Origin of the sequence: Streptomyces sp. NBC_00554 (assembly GCF_041431135.1) — a bacterium.
Classification (GTDB): Bacteria; Actinomycetota; Actinomycetes; order Streptomycetales; family Streptomycetaceae; genus Streptomyces.
Window position 1 is genome coordinate 5,726,126 of sequence record NZ_CP107799.1, and the last position, 21,297, is coordinate 5,747,422.

A 21,297-nucleotide genomic window follows, 5' to 3' on the forward strand; every position below is an offset into this window, starting at 1 on the left:
CGGTAGGTATGTCGTTCTCGTCTACCGCGGAGGACAAGCCCCCACACAGGACACTGGTACATGGTTCGGACAGCGGTGTCCGGGCGGCGGGTCAAGGGTTTTCACGGGTTTTCACGGTTCGGTTGGCGCACTGCGGGTGTGCGCCGCAGGAGGAGGCATCGGTGGCGGGCGAGTCCCCCGACAGGTCGAAGCAACACGAGTCGTCGGCATCGGCGTCGTCGGGAGAACCGACGCCGGGGACGGCGGCCGCGGTTCCGGGTCCGACGCGGGGGGGCGGGGCTTCGGCCTCGGCTGCGTCCTCGGCCCCGGCCGACCCGCGTCTGGGGTTGGCCCGAGAGCGGGCGGCCACGGTGCGGGTGGATCAGGCCACGGCGGTCTTCTCGACGCGGGCGGTGACCGACGGGGCGGTCGGGACGGGGGTCGAGGGTTTGTCGGGTTCCCGTGGTTCGTCCGGGTCCGACGGTTCGTCGGGGGCGGAGCGGTCTGGAGACGCTGGTACGGGGGCGGCCGAGAGTGGGTTGCCGGGTGACGCGCGGCTTCGGGCGGCGGTTGCCGCGTGGGTTGCGGGGGCGGATACGGACCCGGAAGCGGACCCGGATGCGGAGGCGTCCTCGGGTGACGCCGAGGGCGGGAACGGGGACGCCGACGCGGCTGCGGTGAGTGGCGCTTCCGGCGCTTCCGGTGAGGTGTCCACGGCCGACGCGGATGACGTCGGCGAGGAGACGGACGCCGCGGGCGATGTGGCTGGTGGTGGCCGGTCCTCCCAGGGCGGTGCCTCCACGTCTGTCGGTGCGACGGACGTCGGTGAGGAGCCGGAGGGGGATACCCCGTCCGAGACGGGCGCCGAGGCGGAGGACGCCGACGGGACCGCGAGTGCGGCGGGTGCCGCGACCGAGGGCGCCGGGGAGTCCGGCGGGGGCGATGAGCCGCGGGCTGCTGTCGGCTCCGGGAGCGTGTCCACGTCCGCGACAGCGACCGAGGGCGACACGGATGTCGACGTGGTGCCTGCTGACGCCGAGCGTTCCGCTGCCGATGCGGAGAGCGCGTCCGGGCGTGAGGCGGATGCAGGCGCGGAGCCTGCCGCGAGTGCGAGCGGTGGGACCGAGACTGCCGCCAGTGCCAGTGCCAGTGCCAGTGCCAGTGCCAGCACCGAGCTTGAGGCGGATGCCAGCGCGGCGCCTGCCGCCGGACCCAGCGCTGGCACTGAGCCCGCCGGCGACCCCAGCACCGAGCCTGGGGTGGCCGCCGAGCGGGCCACTGACGCTGCCGATGCGGAGAGCGCGTCCGGGGGTAAGGCGGATGCCGGCGAGGCGCCTGCCGCCGGCACCAGTGCTGGCACTGAGCCCGCCGCCGGCCCCAGCCCCAGTACCGAGCCTGGGGTGGCCGCCGAGCGGGACGCTGACGCTGCGGAGAGCGCATCCGCCCCCGACGCGGATGCTGACGCCGAACCTGCCGCAAGCGCTGACGCCAAGCCCGAGGCGGACGCCGAGCCGCCCGCCGCCGAGGCCGTCTCCGCGCGGGACGCCGACGCCGCCTCCAAGGCCGCCGGGCGGGACTCCGGCGAACCCTCTGACGAGGGCACGGAGCCCAGCCCGGAGGACTCCCCGAAGGACTCCCCGAAGGGCCCCGCCGAGGAGCCCAAGGCCCCCAAGCCGCCCCTCGTGGACCAGCCCACCGGCGTCTTCAGGGCCCCTCGCCGCCCGGCCGTGGACCAGCCCACCACCATGCTCAAGCTGGGCAGCACCAAGCCGCCCACCGACAAGCCAGTCGACACGCCCGTGCCCCCCGCCGAACGCACCAGCAAGTTCGTCGCGCTCAAGCCGCTCGACGAACCCGCACCGGCGAAGCCGAAGGCAACCCCCGCCCCCGGGGCCACCGCCGCGCTTCCGCAGGTCGGTCCCGAGCGCACCACCCAGCAGCCTCTGCCGCCCAAGCCGCCGCTGGACCTGCTGGCCGAGCTGACGAACACGCCGCCGCCCCGGCAGACCCCGGTGCGGACGATCGTGCGGCGGGTCAAGATCTGGACCCCGCTGGTCCTGCTGCTCGCGGTGATCTTTGCAGTCGTACAGGCTGTGCGCCCGCTCCCGGCGACGGGCCTCACGCTCACCGCGGACGCGACCTACACCTTCGAGGGCGGCACGCTCGACCTGCCCTGGCCCGGTCAGGGCCAGTCGGCGATCGAGGTCGAGGGCGTCGGCAGTCTCGGTACCGACGGCAAGCAGACCGCCGCCCCCATCGCGAGCGTCGCGAAGATCATGACGGCGTACGTGATCCTTCAGGACCACCCGCTGAAGGGGGACGAGGGCGGCGAGAAGATCACCGTCGACCAGCAGGCCGAGGACGAGTCGAAGAACGTGGACGAGTCGACGGCGCCCATGACGAAGGGACAGCAGTTCACGGAGCGCCAGATGCTCCAGCTGCTGATGATCCCGTCGGGCAACAACGCGGCACGCCTGCTGGCCCGTTGGGACTCCGACGACAAGACCTTCGTCGCCAAGATGAACGCCGCCGCCAAGAAGCTCGGCATGACGAACTCGACGTACACGGACCCGAGCGGTCTGGAGAAGACGACGGTGAGCACCGCCACCGACCAGCTCAAGCTGGCCAAGGAGGTCATGCAGAACCCGGTGTTCGCGAGCATCGTCGGGATGGCCAGCGCGAAGATCCCCGGGCTCGACGGCACCATCTACAACAACAACGACCTGCTGGTGAACCAGGTCGGCGTGATCGGTCTCAAGACGGGCTCGTCGACGCCGGCGGGCGGCAACCTGGTGTGGGCCGCGACCAAGACCGTGAACGGCAAGACACAGACCGTCTACGGCGCGGTCCTCGGCCAGAACGCCGGCACGGGCAAGGTCTGGGACAGCCTCAAACTGGCGCTCACCAACAGCCAGAAGCTGATCGACACGGTCCAGCAGAGCCTGACGTCGGCCACGGTGGTGAAGAAGGGCGACGTCGTCGGCTACGTGGACGACCAGCTCGGCGGCCAGACCCCCGTCGTCGCCACCAAGAACATGACTGCGGTCGGCTGGCCCGGCCTGAAGACGAAGCTCTCGATCGGCACCGCCGGTGGCGATACGGTTCCGCACTCGGGCAAGGCGGGCACGGTGGTCGGCGAGCTGACGGTCGGCGACGGTTCCAGTCACGCCGTGAAGATCCCCGTCGCGCTCCAGTCGGACCTCGCCGAACCGGGCTTCGGAGCCAAGCTGACCCGAGTCGGCTGACCGGCGCGAAACCGGCTCGCACCAGCGGAACGGGCGTACGCCGGAGGGCGCCCGCGAATCGCGGGAACACCGCGTGAACGCCCTCCGAACGCCCCGTACCCCGCCGATGACGCCCCACCCGGGCGCTCACCGGCGGGGTGCGTGCTAGCGTCGCTAAGCGGCCTGGTCGCGGGCCGCGGGTCCCGGCCGAAGAACGGAAAACGGGACACTGGGAGTGCCTTGCAGTGGCGACAGCGGAGCCGACACACGCCGATGACGCCGATCCGGGCAGCCCAGGATCAGGCCCGCGAATACCACTGCCCGCCCGCACGCAACTCGACGAGTCCCCTACGCGGGACAACGAGTCCCGTACGCAAGACAGCGAGCCCCCTGCGCACAGCGACGAGTCCCGCACGCACAACGGCGCGCATAACGAGGCACAGAACGACGCGCACGGCGACACGCACAACGACGCGCACAACGACGCGCACGACGAGACGTCCAGCACCCGACAACACCCGCTGACCCGTCTCCTCCTCCGCCATCCCATCATCCTCGCCACCGCCCTCGCGGGCGTACTCCACGTCGTCTGGTTCTTCACGTTCGCGAACAGTGGCGGGGACCTCGCGGCGCAGGACGCGTGGGCGGAGTTCGTGGGGCAGCATCCGGACTCGGCGTACAACCTCGCCTGGTACGGCGGGATGCACCCGGTGTCGTACAGCGTGGTGTCGCCGTATCTGATGTCGGTGCTCGGTGTCCGTACGACGATGATGATCGCGGGGACGATCTCGGCGGGCCTGCTGACGCTGATCCTGATCCGCAGCAAGGCGGTGCGGCAGCCGCTGTGGCCGGCTCTCGCGGGCGTGTTCGCGCTGCTCTGCAACGCCGCCTCGGGCCGGGTGACGTACGGCCTCGGCATGGTGTTCGCGCTCGCCGCGGCCGCCGTCGTCTTCTGCTGGCCGCACCGCTGGCGCTACAAACGCTGGGCGAAGGCCCTGTGCGCGGCGCCGCTCGCCGCGCTCGCCACGGCCTCGTCGCCGGTGGCGGGCCTGTTCGTCGGCCTGGTCGCGGTGGCTCTGTTCCTCCAGAAACGCCGCCCGGGCGCGTACGCCCTCGGTATCGCGCCGACCGTCGTCGTGGCCCTCTCGGCCTGGCTGTTCCCCTTCTCCGGCACCCAGCCGATGGCCATCGGTTCGGCCTCGCTGCCCTTCCTGTCGGCCGTCGTCGTCTTCCTCCTCGTCCCCAAGGAGTGGAAGACGGTACGGATCACGGCAGCGGTGTACGGGCTCTCCGTACTCCTCGTCTGGCTGATCAGCTCCCAGATCGGCTCCAACATCACGCGCCTGGCGATGCTGTTCGCGGGTGTCGTGCTGCTGGCCGCGCTGCCGTACACCGTGCCGCGCTCGCGCAAGTGGTACGCCATCGTCCTCGCCTTCGCCGGATTCACCGGGTGGATCGGCTTCAAGTCGGTCGACGACGTCGTGCATACGACACCGGCGGCGTCCTGGGCGCGCGAGCTTGCGCCGCTGGTGAACCAGCTCCAGGTCGTCGGCGCCGAGAAGGGCCGGGTGGAGGTGGTCCCGGCCCGCTCCCACCGCGAGGCCTCCGCCCTCGCCCCGTACGTCAACCTCGCCCGCGGCTGGAACCGTCAGGCTGACATGGAGCGCAACCCCCTCTTCTACGACGACACCCTCAACTCCGCGAACTACCACGAGTGGCTGCAGCGGTGGGCCGTCCACTACGTGGTGGTGCCGAAGGGGGAGCCCGACGGGGACGGCGCCGAACGCGAACGTGAGCTCGTGCAGCGTGGGATGCCGTACCTCGAGCAGATCTGGGGCGACGCGAACTGGCAGCTCTTCGCCGTGACCGATCCGGCGTCGCTCGCCGAGCCCAACGCCGTTGTCGAGCGGGCCGAACAGGGCGAGATGACCCTCCAGGTGAAGAAGGCCGGCCGCATCCTCATCCGCATCCCGTACTCCCCGTGGCTGAGCGTCGTCGACGCCGACGGCAAGAGCCTCAAGGCTCCGCAGGAGACGGAGGCGTCCAAGAACCGCGAGGACGAAGACACCCCGAAGACGTACGAGAACGTCAACGGCTGCCTGATGCAGGCCCCGGAGAACGCGACGGGCGACAAGTGGACGGAGCTACTGGCTCCCACACCGGGGACCTATCGCCTGGCGGCGCCGTACCAACTTCCGCGGGGGACGCCTTGCCCGGAGGAGTTGCGGTAGTGGGGGTTGGGGGTGGGTTTTTCGCCCCCTCCGCCCCTACCCATTCCCGTCCCTTGGGGGCTCCGCCCCCAAACCCCCGCTCCTCAAACGCCGGAGGGGCTGAATATCTCCCCGGCCGGAGATAGAGGTTTTCAGCCCGTCCGGCGTTTGAGGACGAGCCCTTCGGGCGATCGGGGGTCTGGGGGCGGAGCCCCCAGGAGCAAGGGACGGGTAGGGGCGGAGGGGGCGAAAAACCACCCCCCCCACCCCCCCCCGAGGGCCCGTCACCTCACCGGAAACGCCACATCACACACCACATCCTCCGGCCCCGCCGCATCCCAGTCGGCGAAGTACACCTCCCGGCAGGGACCGTCGTACGACAGCCCCTGCTTGGACATCCACGCCTCGACCGCCTCGAACGCCGCGAGGATCTGCGGATGAGCGACCTGCGCCTTGGTGATCCGGGCGTAGGCGAGCCGCCGAGCGGGCTCGACCCGCACCCGGGTCTCCCAGGCGCGCCCGGCCGAAGACGCCCACGCCCGCGCAGCGGCTTCGTCGGCGACGGGCACGCAAGACTCGGCGGGCCCGTCACTCTCCTGGGAGACCTCGGCGTGGTACACGACGAAGGGCGCCGCGGTGACCCCACCGCAGGCCCGGGCCCCTTCCTCCAGCCGCCCCAGCGACGCCCCGATCCACGCGGGCAACTCGGCGGCGAGCGTATGCCGCGTCTCCGCAAGCACCACCTGCTCGGGTACGTCCACCGTCTCGACCACGAACTTCCCGTACATCTCGGAACTCCTTCCCGACAGCCGTCCACGGAGGTACTCGGCAAGCGTCCGCTGCGAGGCGAACCGCGCCTCCGCGTCCGCCCAGTACGAGGCGAGGAGCGCGCCGGCCGAAGAGCCCTCCGCGTCGACGACCTCGGCGATACGCGAGAGGGGCATGTCGAGCTGGCGCAGAAGCGCGACCACTCGGGCGCGTTCGGCCTGGTCGGCGCGGTAGTAGCGGTAACCGCTGACCTCGTCGACGTACGCGGGGGCCAGCAGCCCGAGCCGGTCGTACAGCCGAAGCGCCTTCGGCGAGAGCCGCGACCGGGCGGCGAACGCACCGATGGTGAGCAGCTCGCTCAGGGCCTGAGCGTCTTCAGAACGTTCCTGGTCCACGACCCCATCCTCCGTCACCGGGCGCCTTCCACCCGGTGACACAGGACGGTGGCCCCTGCCCCAGGGGCAAGGTCAACCGGCAGGTCAGCCGATCGCCTTCGCCACCGCGGCCACGACCTCCGCCGACTCCGGCTCGGCCTGCGGCGAGAACCGCGCCACCACCGCGCCGTCCCGACCGATCAGGAACTTCTCGAAGTTCCAGCGGATGTCCCCGCTGTGCCCGTCGGCGTCCTCCGTGCCCACGAGCCGCTCGTACAGCCCGTGCCGCCCGTCCCCGTTCACGTCGACCTTCTCGGTCAGCGGGAAGGTCACGCCGTACGTCGCCGAGCAGAACTCGGCGATCTCCTCGGAGGTCCCGGGCTCCTGCCCCATGAACTGGTTGCACGGCACCCCGAGGACGGTGAACCCCTGGCCGGCATACCGCTCCTGCAGCCGCTCGAGGCCCGCGTACTGCGGGGTCAGCCCACACTTGGAGGCCACGTTCACAATGAGCACGGCGTTGCCCCGGTACTGCCCGAGATCCGCGGAACCGCCCTGCAGGGAATCGATCTCTACATTGAGCACAGAGTTGTCAGTAGTCATAAACGGAGCGTCGCAGATGAGCTTTAGGCTTTCCTGGGCGGGGTGGGGCTTTCGGCCCGGTTCCGGTCCTGGGAAAGAGATCTCGGGTGTCCCGGTGGCCGTCCCGCCCGTGATGTGACGGGAGTGGCGTGGGTGTGCAGGTGGAAGCCTGCGCCGAGTCTGGCCCCATACGGCTGGTGCCGGGCGGGGGTGCTCATCGTGTGCGGTGCCTGTCGCCGTCCGCGCCACTGGGGGTGACGCCTTGGTGACTGGGGCTGCCGCCCCGCCGGACGCTTTCCACCCGAACCTGTAGCAGTGGTACTTGCTGCGGGACTTCCGGGTGGGGCGGGGACCCTGCGTCGCTGCCTGGGCACAGGGCGGTTTCTCGTCGGCCCCGCCTTCGTCCGATCGCCCACAGCACCAGGCTGCGGCAGACCGGACGAAGGGACGGTGCCGGGGTGGGGGGTGTGCCGGACCGGCTGGTCCAGCTCCTGGACCGTGCGGCGGATCACGTACGTGCCGCTGCTCCGGTCCAGGACGGTTGTGTGCTGGTGGGTCAGCCCGCGGGCGCCGATGCGCTGCCAGGCGGCCACGTCCCTGTCCGCGCTGTACCCACACGCCGTGTTGGGGCAGGTGGCCCATTTCCAGCCCGGCTTCGGGTTGTCGGGGGCTGCGTGGTGGCGGAAGGTGCTCAGGCAGCGGGGGCAGTATCTCGAGGTGCCCCGGGCCGGGACGATGACCACCGCGATCCCGTACGCCGCGGCCTGATGCCGCGTACGGGTGACGATCTGCCCGCGAACCGAGGAGGACAGGCGGGTGTTGAGGGTGCGGCCCTTGCCGCGGGCCTCCATGTCCCGCAGATCCTCCAGATAGATCACCGTGGCGTTCAACGCGCGGGCATGGTCGACCATGAAGCGGGCGGCGGCCTCGGCCAGTTGCTCGTTCAGTTTCGTCCGTCGCCTGCTGACCGCCGCGTGCTCGGCCTGAAGGACCGCCAGCTTCGCGGTGGTGAGGGGCTCGGGCCCGTGCCCGGCCGCCGTGCGCCCGCCGACGAGGGCCTGGAGATGGGCGGCCTTGGTCCACAGGTGTTCGCCGAGGATGCGGAGGCGGTCGGCCTTGGCCAGGATTCCGCCAGGGCGGAAGAACACCGGCCGTCCGTCGGTGGCCACGGTGGGCTGGGAGCCGCCGGTCAGGGTCACGGTGCCGCCGGTGAGTAGGGTGTTGAGCCCGTAGTCGAAGGCCACCGCCCGCACATGCCCGTCGCGACGGGTCTTGGGGGCGGCGGTGGTGAACGCGACATCCAGCCGCAGCCGCCCGCCCCGCAGCCGCAGGGTGGGCGCGTGCAGGGCGGCGGCCAGTGGGACGGTCGGGGGCAGCCGGAAACGGATCACGGTCGGGTGCCAGTCCGCTCGGGTGCGCGGATCGGGGCGCCCCGGCAGCCGCACGGTCAGCACCCCGTAGTGGGCGGGGGCGTCTTCGCAGCGGGTCAGGGTGCACAGCTGTTTGTCGGCGGCGGCCAGCACCACCTGCCGCCCACCACCCGGCGCCCCCTCCAGCGCGCATACATCCACCGGCACACACCCCTGGCTCGCCTGGAAGGCGGCGACCTGCCGGGTCCGTGTGCGCAACATGGAGGTCGCCACCGCCTGCCCGTCCGGACACGCCTTCCGTAACGCCGCCCACTCGGCCTCGGTGCGCCGCATGGGCTCGGCATCCGGGCCAGCGGGCCAGGTGGCCAGGATCGCGTCGGTGATCTCACTACGCCACCAGGCCGACCGGAGCGCGCGCCCGGCCTGCTCCTCAGCCACCCTGCGCACCCGGTCCGGCACATACAGCCCCTCCGGAACCGCCGAGCCCCAGCCCAGCGTGCGCACCGCCATCCACGCGTTCGACGGCAACCGGGCCCCCGACCGGTCCTTCCCTGAGGCGAGTTGCGCGAGGTCGGGCCGGTTCCAGTGCGCCGAGGTCACCTCGGTACACAGCGCCTCGACCAGGGACGTCAGCCAGCCCACCCGCCCCGCCAGCTCCTCCGCCCCCAACACCTCACCGGTCACCGCATCCAGACCCCTGAACGCGGACGCCGAGGCACACGCAACCCTCTCCGTCTCCCCCTCACCCAGCTGGATCTTCCGCCGCACCGTCCACCTCCCCACCCTGGTTCGACCTGCTGTCCGATCATCGGACTCACATACGCAACGCGCCCCACCCGCAAAGGTCACGCAGCAATCGAAAACAGCCGGAGCAGACCGAAAGAATCACAGCAACACCCAGGAAAACCAGGCAAACACACCTTCAGGTGGCGCCCGACCGAACCCAGGCACTGCCCGGTCACGCCGACCAGCTGGTGGCCATGGAGGAGTCGAGGAGTACGAGGACGGCGGCGCGGGCGGGTCCGAGGAGTGGGCCCAGGTTCGCGGGGATGGCCGCCCCGTCCGGACCGCCTGCCGGCGTGCCCGCGCACGGGTAGACGACGGCGTACCGGTGGGGTTCCTCCCAGGAGACCCACCCGATGCGCTGCGGAGTGACCGGTACGAAGAAGAGCTGCGCGCCGGAGATCTCGCGGGGCGGGTACTCGTGCGCGTTGACCTGGAGCCGGTTGTCGCCGAGCCACCGGGTCCCCGGCCGGAGCGCGTCGAGTGCCGCCGCCCAGCCGCCCTGGCTCAACTGGGCGGTACGCGCGACCACATCGGCCTCCAGGACGCGCCGTCGCCGGGTCCAGTACGGGAGTACGGCCTCCTCCCACACGTGGGTGAGGAGGGCGGCGGCGCGCCCCGGAAGGTCGTCGCGGTCGAGGCGGGCCGGGAGCGGGCCGCGCAGGGAGAGGGTGAGGTGGGCGCGTGCGTCGTCGGGGGAGACCGCGCGTACCCGCTCCACCTCCTTCTCGAAGGCCGCCCCGTCGTCGCGCGGGGTGGGCGTGAGGAAGCCGGCGATCCAGTCCCGGCCGAGCCCGGAGCGGATGAGCAGCGCGGTGGCGGGGTCGGCGGCCAAGTACCGCTTGTAGGAGGGGAGATAGGTGCGCAGCCAGGCGTGTTCGCCGGGGTGCGAGGCGGCCTCCGCGTGCAGCAGCTTCAGGCTCGCGAAGGTCTCGGCGAGCGGCGACAGCACGAAGCGGCTCCCAGCGAGGGTGTTGGCGTTGACCTGCCACCAGCCCACGCGCCCACCCCCTCGTACCCTGCGACGTTTCGCTCCCGTGCGAAACAATGACGATCGCCGTCCACGGCACCCCAGACTCCCCGCATGCGCAGCTACACCGACCTTTTCCGCACCAGGGAGTTCACGCCCCTCTTCCTGTCCTCCGCCTTCCAGGGCGCCGCCCAGACGGTCGGCGGTCTGGCCATCGCCACCCTGGTCTTCCAGGCCACCGAGTCGCCCCTGCTCTCCGCGCTCAGCATGTTCGGCCCGCAACTCGCCCAGGTCGTCGGTGCGACGACCCTGCTGTCAGCGGCGGACCGGCTGGCGCCGCGCGCCACTATGACGGGCATCGCGCTCGCCTTCGCTCTCGGCACGGCGGCGATGGCCCTGCCGGGTCTACCGGTCGGCGCGGTCTTCAACATGATGAACGGGCTCATGCAGATCACGGGGTTCGCGACGGGCGGCGTCCTGGTGGTCCTGCTGTCCCCACGGGTGACCCTGCTCACGGCGGCGGCCCTGTATCTGGCGGGCGCGCTGGTCAGCCGCCTCGGCCTGTCCCGCCGCCCGCCCCGTGCCGCCGGCCGTCCGTCCGTCGCGCAGACCTCGGACGAGCTGAGCGGCCACGTACTGGGCCTGCACTCCTCGGGCATGCTGACGATGCAGGGCGTCAGCGCGGCAGTGGCCGGTGCGGTGGCCCAACTGACCTCGCCGGGTACGGCGATGGCGGTGATGGCCGTCGCGTCGCTGGCGGTGACGGCGGTCCTGTCGACTCGTGCCCCGGAGGAAAAGGGGCGGGCCGCCGGAAGGACATCTCCGGCGGCCCGCCCCACAGGGGTGGACGGTCGACTCAGCTGACGTCGGAGGCGTCCAGGCGGTACAGGCCGGTGGACGAGCTCGACGTGGACGAGCTGGTGGAGTCCGAACCGGAACTGGAGCTGTACGCCGAGGAGTTGACGGCCGTGCCGTTCTTCTCGACCCAGGTGGCGATCTCCGAGTTCGTGCCCTGGCCGCCGTCGCTGCTGATGATGATGTAGTGCAACTGACCCGACTTCACCAGGCTCTTGAGCTTGGCGAGGGTCATGGCGTTGTCGGTGCCGGACCAGCCGCCCATGGAGATGACGGGCTGGCCGGACTCCAGGATGATCGAGGCCGCGGTCTGGTCGGTGGCCACCGCCAGCAGCCAGGTGGCGCCGTCCTGGTTCTTCTCCAGGTACGTGATCATCTCGGAGGAGACCTGAGTGCCGCCGCCGGCTCCGCCGCCCATCTGACCGCCGCTGGACTGCGTACCGGATCCGGCGCCAGAGGCCTCGGTGCCGGACTCGGTGGACGAACTGCCGCTGGAAGACGAGCCGTTGGCGCCCGCCGGGGGCTCGCCCATGGACTGGCCGCCGGTGCCGGTCGGCGCGCTGCCGCTCCGGCTGCCGGTGCCGGACGGTGCACCGCCGCCCATGCCACCGCCTCCGCCGCCACCCATACCGCCGCCCGTGCTCGGACCGGCCGTCGGATTGGTGCCGTTGTTCGAAGCACTCGTGGCGGCCGAGACCGAGTACGCGGCCGGACCGGCCAGCAGGGCCACGACCGCCGCAAGCGCCGCGAAGCCCAGCAGCCGCTGCCGCTTCAGGAACCGTCCGGCGAGCAGCCCGAGCACGGAGACCGCGCCCGCGGCGCCGGCCACGATCTCGGCGACGGTGTAGAGGGTGCCGGAGCCCGACACCCGCTGGAGCAGGACGACCGCCCAGACCGCGCTGACCGCGACGGCCAGCGGCAGGACCCAGCCCCACTTCGCCGCCGAGCCCTCACGGAACGCCCGGTACAGCATCACGCCGCCGATACCGGCCAGGGCCGCGATACCCGGGGCCATGGCGGTGACGTAGTACGGGTGGAAGGTGCCCTCGGCGAGCGCGAAGGTCAGATAGTGCAGGACGAACCAGCCGCCCCACAGCATTAGCGCCGCGCGCTTGGCGTCCGTACGCGGAGCGCGCCCGCGCAGCACCAGCCCGCCGACGAGGGCGATCGCGGCGAAGGGGATGAGCCAGGAGATCTGGCCGCCCATGATGTCGTTGAACATGCGGTAGACGGACGCGGTGCCGCCGAAGCTTGCGCCGTTCCCTGCCGAGCCTGTGGACGAACTCGCCCCGAAGATACGGCCGAAGCCGTTGTAGCCGATGACGAGGTCCCAGACGGTGTTGTCGGTCGAGCCGCCGATGTAGGGGCGCGAGGACGTGGGCCACAGGTCGACGACCACCATCCACCAGGCGCTGGAGACGACGAGCGCGACCGTGGCGACGGCGAGGTTGCGGATCCGCCTGCCGAGTGAGGCGTTGGCGGCCCAGAGGTAGACGAGGAAGAAGACCGGCAGGACGACGTACGCCTGCATCATCTTCGTGTTGAACGCGAACCCGATCGCGACCGCCGACCACACCAGCGGCATCAGCCGCCCGCCCCGTACGGCCTTCATCAGCCCGGCCGCGCCGAGCAGCATCAGGAAGACGAGGACCGGGTCGGGGTTGGTGTCACGTGTAATGGCGACGGTGATCGGAGTCAGGGCGAGCGCGAGTGCGGCGATCGTCCCCGCCACCGCTCCGAAGTCCCGCTTGACCATCCGGTACAGCAGCGCCACGGATCCCGTGCCCAGCGCGACCATCGGCAGCGCCAACTGCCAGGTCCCGAAGCCGAATACGCGGGCCGAGATGCCCATCACCCACAGCGCGAACGGCGGCTTGTCGACGGTGATGAAGCTGCCCGAGTCCAGGGCACCGAAGAAGAACGCCTTCCAGCTCTTGGTGCCGCTGTAGACGGCGGCGTTGTAGAAGGTGTTGCCGGTGATGGAGGAGACGTTCCAGGCGTACAGGCCGACGGCCAGGACCAGCACCGCCCATAGGGTGGGCCGGGCCCAGCGCGGGTCGTCCGGCGGGCCGGTGAAGAGCCTGCGGGTGCGGGCCTTGATGCCGCCGTCGGCGGGCGGCCCGGCCCGGTGCGAGTGCTGCCGGACCCCTTCGTCGCGGGTCGGCGGGGCGAGGGTCGTCATGACAGGCACTCCAGGGTGGGAGAGGGACGGCTGGGAGTGGAGCTGTTGGGCTTGGTGGTTCTGCGGGGTCTGCTGGGCCTGCCGGGCCTGCTCATCGGGAGCCCGCGCCGGCGGGTATGGCCTGGGCTGACTCGGCCGGTGCGGCTTGTGCGCCATGGGGACCGGCGCTCTCGCGCACCGCGCCCGGCACCCGCGGGAGTCCGACCCGGCGCGGTACGGCGGCGACCCTGGCGTGCCCGGTCACCGTCCGCTTCGCCATCCGCCACACGCCCTTGAGGTCGTCGACGGCCGTACGCACCAGGTCGACCCGGCTGTCGGGATCGTCGACCCAGTCGACCGGCACCTCGTGGACGCGCAGCCCGTTGCGCTGGGCCAGCACCAGCAGTTCGGTGTCGAAGAACCAGGCGTTGTCCTCGATGTGCGGGGCGAGCGCCCGGAAGACATCGGTGCGTACGGCCTTGAAGCCGCACTGCGCGTCGGAGAAGCGGGCGGCGAGCCCCAGCTTCAGCAGCAGGTTGTAGGACCGCGAGATGAACTCCCGCTTCGGCCCGCGTACGACGTCGGCCTGCCGGTGCAGCCGGCTGCCGATGGCGATGTCGCTGTGACCGGACAGCAGGGGCGCGACGAGCGGCAGGAAAGCGTCGAGACCCGTGGACAGATCGACGTCCATGTAGGCGACCACATCCGCCGTCGACCGGCTCCACACGTACTTCAGGGCCCGGCCGCGCCCCTTGGCGTCAAGCCGGACGGCGTGCACATGGGGAAGCCGGTGCGTCAGACCGACGGCCACCTGCCAAGTGCCGTCCGTACTCGCGTTGTCCGCGACGGTGATCCGGAACGGGAACGGGAAGGAGCTCTCGAGATAGGCGTGGAGACGGTTGACGCTGTCGCCGAGGACGTGAGCCTCGTTGTGAACCGGCACCACGATCTCGACCGACCGCCGCCGGACGCCTCCTGCGTTCGTTTCGTTCATAGCGGCGACCATCCGGCCCCCGTCTGGGGCATCGGTGAGCGCGCTCTGAGGGAAGAATGAGAATCAGGGAACTCACAGGAAGCGCACAGTGCGGCCAGGCGGAACGCCAAGGCTCCGGCGGGAACCGGGGCTCGCGTACGGCCGTCCGTGCGGCCCTGTGCCGCTGTCAGTGGTGCGGCCTACTGTGGTGAGTGGGAGGTTCCTATGACGACCCTGCACGACCGGCCGAACGCCGCGCTCCTCGTCATCGACGTCCAGAACGGGCCGATGGCGGACGCCCACGACCGAGACCGCGTGATCGCGAACATCAACACCCTGGTCGACAGGGCCCGCGCGGAGCAGGTGCCCGTGGTCTGGGTGCAGCAATTCGACGACCACCTCAAACGGGACAGCGAGAGCTGGCAGTACGTGCCGGAGCTGGTGCGCCGCGACACGGAACCCCTCGTCCACAAGAACTACGGCGACTCCTTCGAGGGCACCGAACTGGAAGCGCTGCTCGCCGAGCGCGGTGTGGGCCGGCTCGTCGTCGCGGGCGCCCAGACCGACATGTGCATCCGCTCGACCATCCACGGCGCCTTCGTCCGCGGGTACGACGTGACGCTGGTCGCCGACGCCCACACGACGGAGGACCTCACCGCGTACGGCGCACCGCCTCCGGATCAGGTCATCGCGCACACCAATCTCTACTGGCAGGAGCAGGCGGCGCCAGGACGGACCGGGGGGACCGCAGACGCGAAGGAAGTGACTTTCTGAAAGAGACGAAAACGACTCCCTGTGCGAGACGGAAGTGACTTTCTGAGAGAGGACGACCGCGACATCCGATCCGCACACTTCCGTTACGACAGGCACCCTTGACAGTGTGCGTACCTTTCGCGACGTTTGAGCCCCTGGGGCAAGGATGTGGTGGGACGGACGCGGAGTGCGCCTCATGGGGGAGCTGGGCGTCAAAGGGGAGTTGGGCGTCATGGGGGAATTGGGGGAGCGATCGTCTATGCGATCTTCTGATACGGCAATCACGATCCACAGACCGGAAGAGCTGAGCACCTCGCTGTGCCAGGACTGGCACCGGGCGATGGACGAGTCACCGGACTACGCCAACCCGTTCCTGGCACCGGAGTTCGCGGCCGGGATCGGCAGACACCGCAGCGGGGCGCGGGTGGCGGTCCTGCACCAGAACGGGGAGGCCGTCGGCTTCTTCCCGTACGAACGCAACGCCTTCGGCGTCGGCCGGGCCATCGGCCTCGGACTCTCCGACTGCCAGGCCCTGGTGCACCGTCCCGGGGTCACCTGGGACCCCCAGCAACTACTGAAGGCCTGCGGACTCTCCGTCTTCGAGTTCGACCACCTCGTCGAGGAGCAGAGACCTTTCGGCAGATACGTCACGGGGACGTTCGCCTCACCGGTCCTCGACCTCAAGGTCGGCGACGGCAGCTACGCGGAATGGCTGCGCGGCGCCTACCCGGGGCTCGCCAAGACGACGCTGAAGAAGGAACGCCGCCTGGGCCGCGACCTGGGCGAGATGCGGTTCGTCTACGACGAGCGTGACCCGAAGATGCTGCATCAGCTCATGGAGTGGAAGTCCGCCCAGTACCGCAGGACGGGACGGATGGACCGGTTCGCGCGGCCGTGGATCGTGGACCTGGTGGACCATCTGTTCCACGTCCGCGAGGAGCACTTCACCGGCGTGCTGTCCGTGGTGTACGCCGGTGACCGGCCGGTGGCCGCGCACTTCGGCCCGACCTCGCGCACGGTGTTCGCGGCCTGGTTCACGACGTACGACCCCGAACTCCGCTACTACTCACCCGGGTTGATCATGCACCTCCGGATGGCCGAGGCGGCCGGCCGGCAGGGCGTGCGGCTCATGGACATGGGGCGTGGCGACAAGGAGTACAAGGACTGGCTCAAGACCCGCGAGCTGCGCGTCGGCGAAGGGTTCGCTACCCGCCCCAGCCCGGTGGCGGCGGCGCACCGACTGTGGCGCAGACCGGTGCGCGGTCTGCGGAACACGGTCCTGGCCCACCCCACACTGCGGGAACCGGCCGACCGCCTGCTGAAGACGGCCGGCACGCTGCGCACCTCGGGCCGCCCGGGCTCCACCGGAGCGGAACCCCGCCCGCGCTGAGCGGGATTCCGCCCCCCGGCTACCTCTCCCCCCACCTCACGCCCCGCCGAAATGCCGCGGCGAGGCCCGCCCTGCCCAAAGCAACGGAAGAGGTGACGATGACGACGTCGTACGGATCGCGGCTCGCCGCGACGATGTCACGGAGGCTCGGACGTGAATGCGTCTACACGCCCTCGGCACGGCTGGCTCTGTACCTGGCGCTGCGGCGCTGGTGCAGGCCGGGCGCACGGGTGCTGATGTCGCCGGTGAACGACGACGTGATCCTCTTCGTCGTCCTCGCGGCCGGGCTGCGCCCTGTGACGGCCCCGGTGTCCGCATGGGACGGAAACATCGACCCTGCCGCCGTACCGGAGTCGACCTGGCGGAACGTGGACGCCGTCCTGACCACCAACCTGTACGGGATGCCCGACCGGGTCGCGGAACTGCGCCTGCGCTGCGAGAAGTTGGGGATCCCCCTGTTCGAGGACGCGGCGCACGCGATCGGCACGCGAGTGGACGGGCAGCCGATCGGGACGTTCGGGAAGGCGGCGGTGTTCAGCCTGTCCAAGCATGTGGCATCGACGGCCGGCGGCTTCCTCGCCGTCGAAGACGCGCGCACCCGACGGGAGTTGGAGACCCTGCGCGACGAACTCCTCGCGCCGCGCCGCCTCCACGACGACCTCACCGCGACACTCCGGCCGCTGGCACGGTCGACGGTACGCGGCCTCCACCTGGTGCGTCCTGTCTGGCGGACGCTGCAGCGCCTCGGCCTGCTGGAGCGCGACGACTACCGCATGGCCCTGCGCGCGCCGCAGCTCTCCGAATGCACGCGTGAGGCCCCGAGCCTCGCCGCGTACGAACCCTGGGTACGCGTCGATCTACACGGCTTCCGATCCCGCCACGGAGCCCTGGTGCGCGGGCAGTTGGAGCTGCGGATGGCAGCTCTCGACGGCAACCTGACCCGGCGCGAGGCTGGTGTCTCGCTCCTCGCGGGCACCCCCTGGGCCTCCCCGGCACTCCGCGACCGGGTGGCGGACACCGGCCCTCTCCCGCTCTTCCGGGCGCCGCTCCTGGTGCACGACCGCGACGCCCTCATAGACCGCCTGGTGAGCCACGGCGTGGTCTCCGGATACGTCTACGACCCCCCGCTCGACGACTACGCGGGCGCGGAGTTCGTCGAACCGTCCCCCGACCCGTCGGCCGCCCGCTGGTTCGCCTCCCACGTGCTTCCGGCCGACCCGCTCGTGGCCCGCAAGATCGCCAGGGCGCTGACCAAGGAACGGAGGACCCCCGCGTCCTGGCAGGCCCAGTCCCAGGCTCAGCCCGAGACCCAGCCCCAGGCCGAGCGGGCGGACGCCGACTGAGCTGTCCTGCTGCCCTCCCGTCCATCGTCACCCCTTTCACAGCGGGAACACAGGAGACGTGAAGAGGGGGCACAGTCGCGCGCGGTCGGATCGGTACCCAGGAGTCTCGACCGACCCGTCGGCCGTACTTTTGCCCACCGCGCAATCGGGTAGTCGAGCACTTCTACGGTTTGTGGACCTACAGGTTGCTGAGTACACCGAATTGTTCCGGGCGACGCAGTGGGCAGGCGGAAGGCGATCCTCTTCATGGGCAGGGCACCGAGCGGGCAAGTGACGACCGGAGACCGGGAAGGGGAGGTGAAGGAGGATTCCGCACGGCATTCCGCGGGGCATTCAGCTGCGCCGGAGTCCTCGAGAAGAGGCATTTCGGGCAGGGGCTTCCCGTCGGCGGCCGCACGCAGCGGCCGGGTGGGCGGGCTGGACGGCCTGCGGACCCTGGCGGTGCTGATGGTCGTCGTCTACCACGTGGAGTCGGGCCTGCTGCCGGGCGGCTCCGTCGCGGTGGATGTGTTCTTCACCATCAGCGGCTTCGTCATCACCCGGCTGCTGCTCGCCGAGTACGCCCGCACAGGCGGCCTCGACCTCCTGGGCTTCTACCGGCGCCGCTGGCTGCGACTGGTCCCCGCCCTGCTCGTGGTCTGCGCGGTGTGCGCGGTCCTTGAGCTCACCACCTCGCTGTGGTCCTTCGACAGCTCGTGGACGGCCGCCGGACTGGCGGCGCTGTTCGTGGTGAACATCGTGCGGGCCGCGCAGCCCGGAACCTACTCCGACCTGACCGGACCGCTGGGCCACACCTGGTCGCTCGGCGTCGAGGAGCAGTTCTACTTCCTCTGGCCGCTCCTGCTCCTAGTCCTGCTGAGGTGGCTGCGCGCCCGCACGGTGCTGATCTGCACGGCGGTCCTGTGCACGCTGCCAGTGCTGTGGCGGTGGCTGCTGTGGAACCCCGACGCGGCCCACCGCATCTACAACGGCACGGACACCCGCGCCGACCAGCTGCTCGCCGGCGCCCTCGTGGCGGTGGTCCTGGCACGGCTGCGCGCGGACGATCCCCGGCTGCGGTGGCTGCGTACGTGGGCCGGACGGCTGGCCCTGCCCGCCCTCGGCATCCTGCTGCTGATCGCCCGGTACGTGCCGATCACCGGCCACGTGGGCTGGTGGACGCCGGTCTGGTACACCGTCGGATTCCTGGCGGTGGCGGTGGTGTCCGCCACGCTGGTGGCGGGGCTCGAACTGCGGCAGGACGGACGGCTGTCCCGGCTGCTGGCGGTGGCCCCGCTGGCCTGGGTCGGCCGCAACCTCAGCTACGGGATGTATCTGTGGCACTACCCGGTCGTGCGGCTGCTGGCCTCCCTCGGTGTGGAGGAGGGGCGACTGGCGGCGACGCTGGTGCTGACCGTCGTCATGGCCCTGCTGTCGTACGTCCTGGTGGAGGAGCCGCTGATGCGCCGGGGTAGGAAGAGCCGCCCGAAGGCACCCTCGCCTCAGACCCGCTGATTCTGGTCCTGGTCCTGGTCCCGGTCCGGGTTCTGGTTCTGACGGGATCGCGCGTCGTGTGCGCTGGCGTCGACGAGGGCCTGGTCGACGCCTTCCACGTCGGCGATTCCAGGGGGAAGTGTGTCGACGTCCGGCCTGGCCCGAAGGCCGTCGATGAGGATGGCGAGGTAGCGGCGCCAGGCATCGGATCCCGCGTCGAACTCGCTGACCGCGGCGGTCATCAGCTGCAGGACCGGGAAGTCGGAGGGGACCACGTCGGCGCGGAGCTTGCCCTGCTCCTGCGCCCGCGCCAGCAGCCGCTGCACGGCGGGATTCAAGCGCCCGTGGATCTGTGCCTGCCGGGCCGGTCCGTGCCCGGTGCCCAGCATGACCTCGCGCAGGCCTCGGTCGAAGGACTGGACTTCGCAGACCTGTTCCAGGCAGCGCGTCAGCCCCAGCCAGGCATCCTCCTCGGCCAGTGCCTCGGTGAGGTAGCGGTCGACGGTGTCGACCATGTCGCCGAAGAGCGCGTCGACGAGCTCCTCCTTGTTGGCGAAGCGCCGGTACACCGTGCCGACGCCCAGATGCGCGTGATGGGCGACGTCATTGAGCGTCGCAGCGACCCCGCGATCGCGGAAGACCTCCCGTGCCGCCGCCAGGATCAGCCGGCGGTTGCGCTCCGCGTCCTTGCGCAGGGGCGGCTGCCGGGGCTTGTCGGCGGTCATGGCTTCGCTCCGTGGCAGCGGGCAGTGGGAGATCGGGCTGACTCATGGTAGCCGCGCACCCGAGTGAGGCATGTGCACCGCAGACAGTAAGTGGATGCGATCTATCCACTTAGTTGCTAGACTCCGAGTGAAGCGGATATCCGATATCCGTTTCCTTGCTGCTGCACGTTGAATACACGGAAGGAGCGAGTCATGGCCATTCGGAGCCGCCTCGCCATCACTGTCACCGGAGCCGTTGCCCTGGGGCTGCTGCTCACCGCCTGCTCCTCGGGTTCGAGCAGCACGGGTTCCAGCTCTTCCTCGTCGTCGGCGCTCGGCGCCTGCCCCAAGGAATCCACGTCGACCGCGGCCCCCGAGGGCGGTGGAACATCGACGGGAGCGGCGATCCAGATCTCCAAGACGGTGAAGGCCACGGACACCAGCACCAGCACGGTCATCGATCCGACGGGACCGGCGATCCAGTGCGGGCAGGTCGACCTCACGAGCCAAAAGGACATCGTCTACTCCTCGCCGACCACGGGCGGGAAGAAGACCGACCTCAAGCTGGACCTCCAGGTGCCGAAGGGCTCCGGGGCGAAGCCCTTGGTCGTGTACATCACCGGCGGCGGCTTCGTCACGGACGACAAGACCGCGAACCTCGCGCAGCGCACCTATGTCGCCGAGCAGGGCTACGCGGTGGCGAGCATCGAGTACCGCACGATCGGCAACGGCGCGACCTACAAGGACGGGGTCGCCGACGTGAAGTCGGCCATCCGCTATCTGCGCGCGAACGCGGACAAGTACGGCATCGACGGCACCAAGGTCGCCGTATGGGGCCAGTCCGCGGGCGGATACCTCGCGGCCATGGCGGGCACCACCAACGGCGACAAGCAGTTCGACATCGGTGACAACCTCGACCAGAGCAGCGAAGTGCAGGCCGTCGTCGACGAGTTCGGGGCGGGTGACCTGTCGAAGATCGCCGACGACCTCGACGCGGCGACGCAGAAGGCGTACAACGCCCCGGGCAGCTTCGTCAACGCGTACGTCTTCGGGCCGGGCTCCAAGAAGACCGTCACCAGTGACGCGGCGGCCAACGCGGCCGCGAACCCGGCGAGTTACAGCAACTCCAGGACCGCGCCGTTCATCCTGCTCCAGGGCGACAACGACCACATCATTTCCCCCGGCCAGTCGCTCATCCTCGCCGACGCCCTCAAGGCCAAGGGCGTCGACGCGACCAGGTACGTGGTCAAGGGCGCCAACCACGGCGACATGTCCTTCCTCGGCGACCCCGAGGCGGGCATCCCCTGGTCGACCCAGAAGGTCATGGGCACGATCACGGGCTTCCTCGACGAGCGGATCGGCGGCTGACCTTCAGCAACTGGGGC

At 70.6% G+C, this 21,297-nt stretch carries 14 protein-coding genes and 1 pseudogene; 8 read left to right on the top strand and 7 right to left on the bottom strand.

What is annotated here, in order from left to right:
- Nucleotides 1-656 precede the first annotated feature (656 nt).
- Together OG266_RS25280 and OG266_RS25285 are read left to right on the top strand one after the other, a co-directional pair.
- Entirely contained in the window at nucleotides 657-3,224 is a 2,568-nt protein-coding gene (locus OG266_RS25280) for a serine hydrolase (RefSeq protein ID WP_371548581.1), read from the top strand.
- A 224-nt stretch (nucleotides 3,225-3,448) separates the two neighbouring features.
- A complete protein-coding gene (locus OG266_RS25285) occupies nucleotides 3,449-5,434 on the top strand; it encodes an MFS transporter (protein ID WP_371548583.1) in 1,986 nt (661 codons plus the stop codon).
- 263 nt (nucleotides 5,435-5,697) lie between these two features.
- On the opposite strand, the gene OG266_RS25290 is transcribed toward OG266_RS25285, so the two are convergent.
- From OG266_RS25290 to OG266_RS25305, 4 genes and pseudogenes are all read right to left on the bottom strand, one after another.
- Nucleotides 5,698-6,594, bottom strand: coding sequence for a MerR family transcriptional regulator (locus OG266_RS25290; protein ID WP_371548585.1), 897 nt, complete (start codon nucleotides 6,592-6,594; stop codon nucleotides 5,698-5,700).
- 66 nt (nucleotides 6,595-6,660) lie between these two features.
- Nucleotides 6,661-7,158, bottom strand: coding sequence for a glutathione peroxidase (locus tag OG266_RS25295; protein WP_371548587.1), 498 nt, complete (start codon nucleotides 7,156-7,158; stop codon nucleotides 6,661-6,663).
- A 23-nt stretch (nucleotides 7,159-7,181) separates the two neighbouring features.
- Nucleotides 7,182-9,275: a zinc ribbon domain-containing protein gene (locus OG266_RS25300; protein ID WP_371548588.1), complete on the bottom strand. Its 2,094-nt coding sequence runs from the start codon at nucleotides 9,273-9,275 to the stop codon at nucleotides 7,182-7,184.
- A 143-nt stretch (nucleotides 9,276-9,418) separates the two neighbouring features.
- Nucleotides 9,419-10,290, bottom strand: a pseudogene (locus OG266_RS25305) (transcriptional regulator); the annotation flags it as partial.
- An 84-nt stretch (nucleotides 10,291-10,374) separates the two neighbouring features.
- Here OG266_RS25305 and OG266_RS25310 point away from each other — a divergent pair.
- Nucleotides 10,375-11,124 carry a hypothetical protein gene (locus tag OG266_RS25310; protein ID WP_371548589.1) on the top strand — a complete coding sequence of 250 codons (750 nt, stop codon included), beginning with the start codon at nucleotides 10,375-10,377 and terminating at the stop codon, nucleotides 11,122-11,124.
- On the opposite strand, the gene OG266_RS25315 is transcribed toward OG266_RS25310, so the two are convergent.
- Complete coding sequence (locus OG266_RS25315; protein ID WP_371548590.1) at nucleotides 11,117-13,297, bottom strand: ArnT family glycosyltransferase; 2,181 nt, start codon at nucleotides 13,295-13,297, stop codon at nucleotides 11,117-11,119. The two genes, OG266_RS25310 and OG266_RS25315, sit on opposite strands and share 8 nt — an antisense overlap.
- 91 nt (nucleotides 13,298-13,388) lie before the next feature.
- A complete protein-coding gene (locus OG266_RS25320; protein ID WP_371548591.1) occupies nucleotides 13,389-14,270 on the bottom strand; it encodes a dolichyl-phosphate beta-glucosyltransferase in 882 nt (293 codons plus the stop codon).
- A 204-nt stretch (nucleotides 14,271-14,474) separates the two neighbouring features.
- Between OG266_RS25320 and OG266_RS25325 the strand changes: the two genes are divergently transcribed.
- From OG266_RS25325 to OG266_RS25340, 4 genes are all read left to right on the top strand, one after another.
- Nucleotides 14,475-15,023 carry a cysteine hydrolase family protein gene (locus tag OG266_RS25325; protein ID WP_371548592.1) on the top strand — a complete coding sequence of 183 codons (549 nt, stop codon included), beginning with the start codon at nucleotides 14,475-14,477 and terminating at the stop codon, nucleotides 15,021-15,023.
- 238 nt (nucleotides 15,024-15,261) lie between these two features.
- Nucleotides 15,262-16,392, top strand: a complete 1,131-nt coding sequence (locus tag OG266_RS25330) for a GNAT family N-acetyltransferase (RefSeq protein ID WP_371548594.1) — start codon at nucleotides 15,262-15,264, stop codon at nucleotides 16,390-16,392.
- A 98-nt stretch (nucleotides 16,393-16,490) separates the two neighbouring features.
- The gene (locus OG266_RS25335; protein ID WP_371548596.1) at nucleotides 16,491-17,735 is read left to right on the top strand and encodes a DegT/DnrJ/EryC1/StrS family aminotransferase; all 1,245 of its coding nucleotides are present in this window, start codon (nucleotides 16,491-16,493) and stop codon (nucleotides 17,733-17,735) included.
- Between the two features lie 408 nt (nucleotides 17,736-18,143).
- Nucleotides 18,144-19,229 carry an acyltransferase family protein gene (locus tag OG266_RS25340; RefSeq protein WP_371548597.1) on the top strand — a complete coding sequence of 362 codons (1,086 nt, stop codon included), beginning with the start codon at nucleotides 18,144-18,146 and terminating at the stop codon, nucleotides 19,227-19,229.
- Here OG266_RS25340 and OG266_RS25345 read toward each other — a convergent pair.
- Nucleotides 19,217-19,933, bottom strand: coding sequence for a TetR/AcrR family transcriptional regulator (locus tag OG266_RS25345; RefSeq protein ID WP_371548598.1), 717 nt, complete (start codon nucleotides 19,931-19,933; stop codon nucleotides 19,217-19,219). The two genes, OG266_RS25340 and OG266_RS25345, sit on opposite strands and share 13 nt — an antisense overlap.
- A 192-nt stretch (nucleotides 19,934-20,125) precedes the next feature.
- Here OG266_RS25345 and OG266_RS25350 point away from each other — a divergent pair, with 192 nt between their 5' ends.
- Nucleotides 20,126-21,280, top strand: coding sequence for a prolyl oligopeptidase family serine peptidase (locus OG266_RS25350; protein ID WP_371548599.1), 1,155 nt, complete (start codon nucleotides 20,126-20,128; stop codon nucleotides 21,278-21,280).
- The last annotated feature ends 17 nt before the right edge of the window (nucleotides 21,281-21,297 follow it).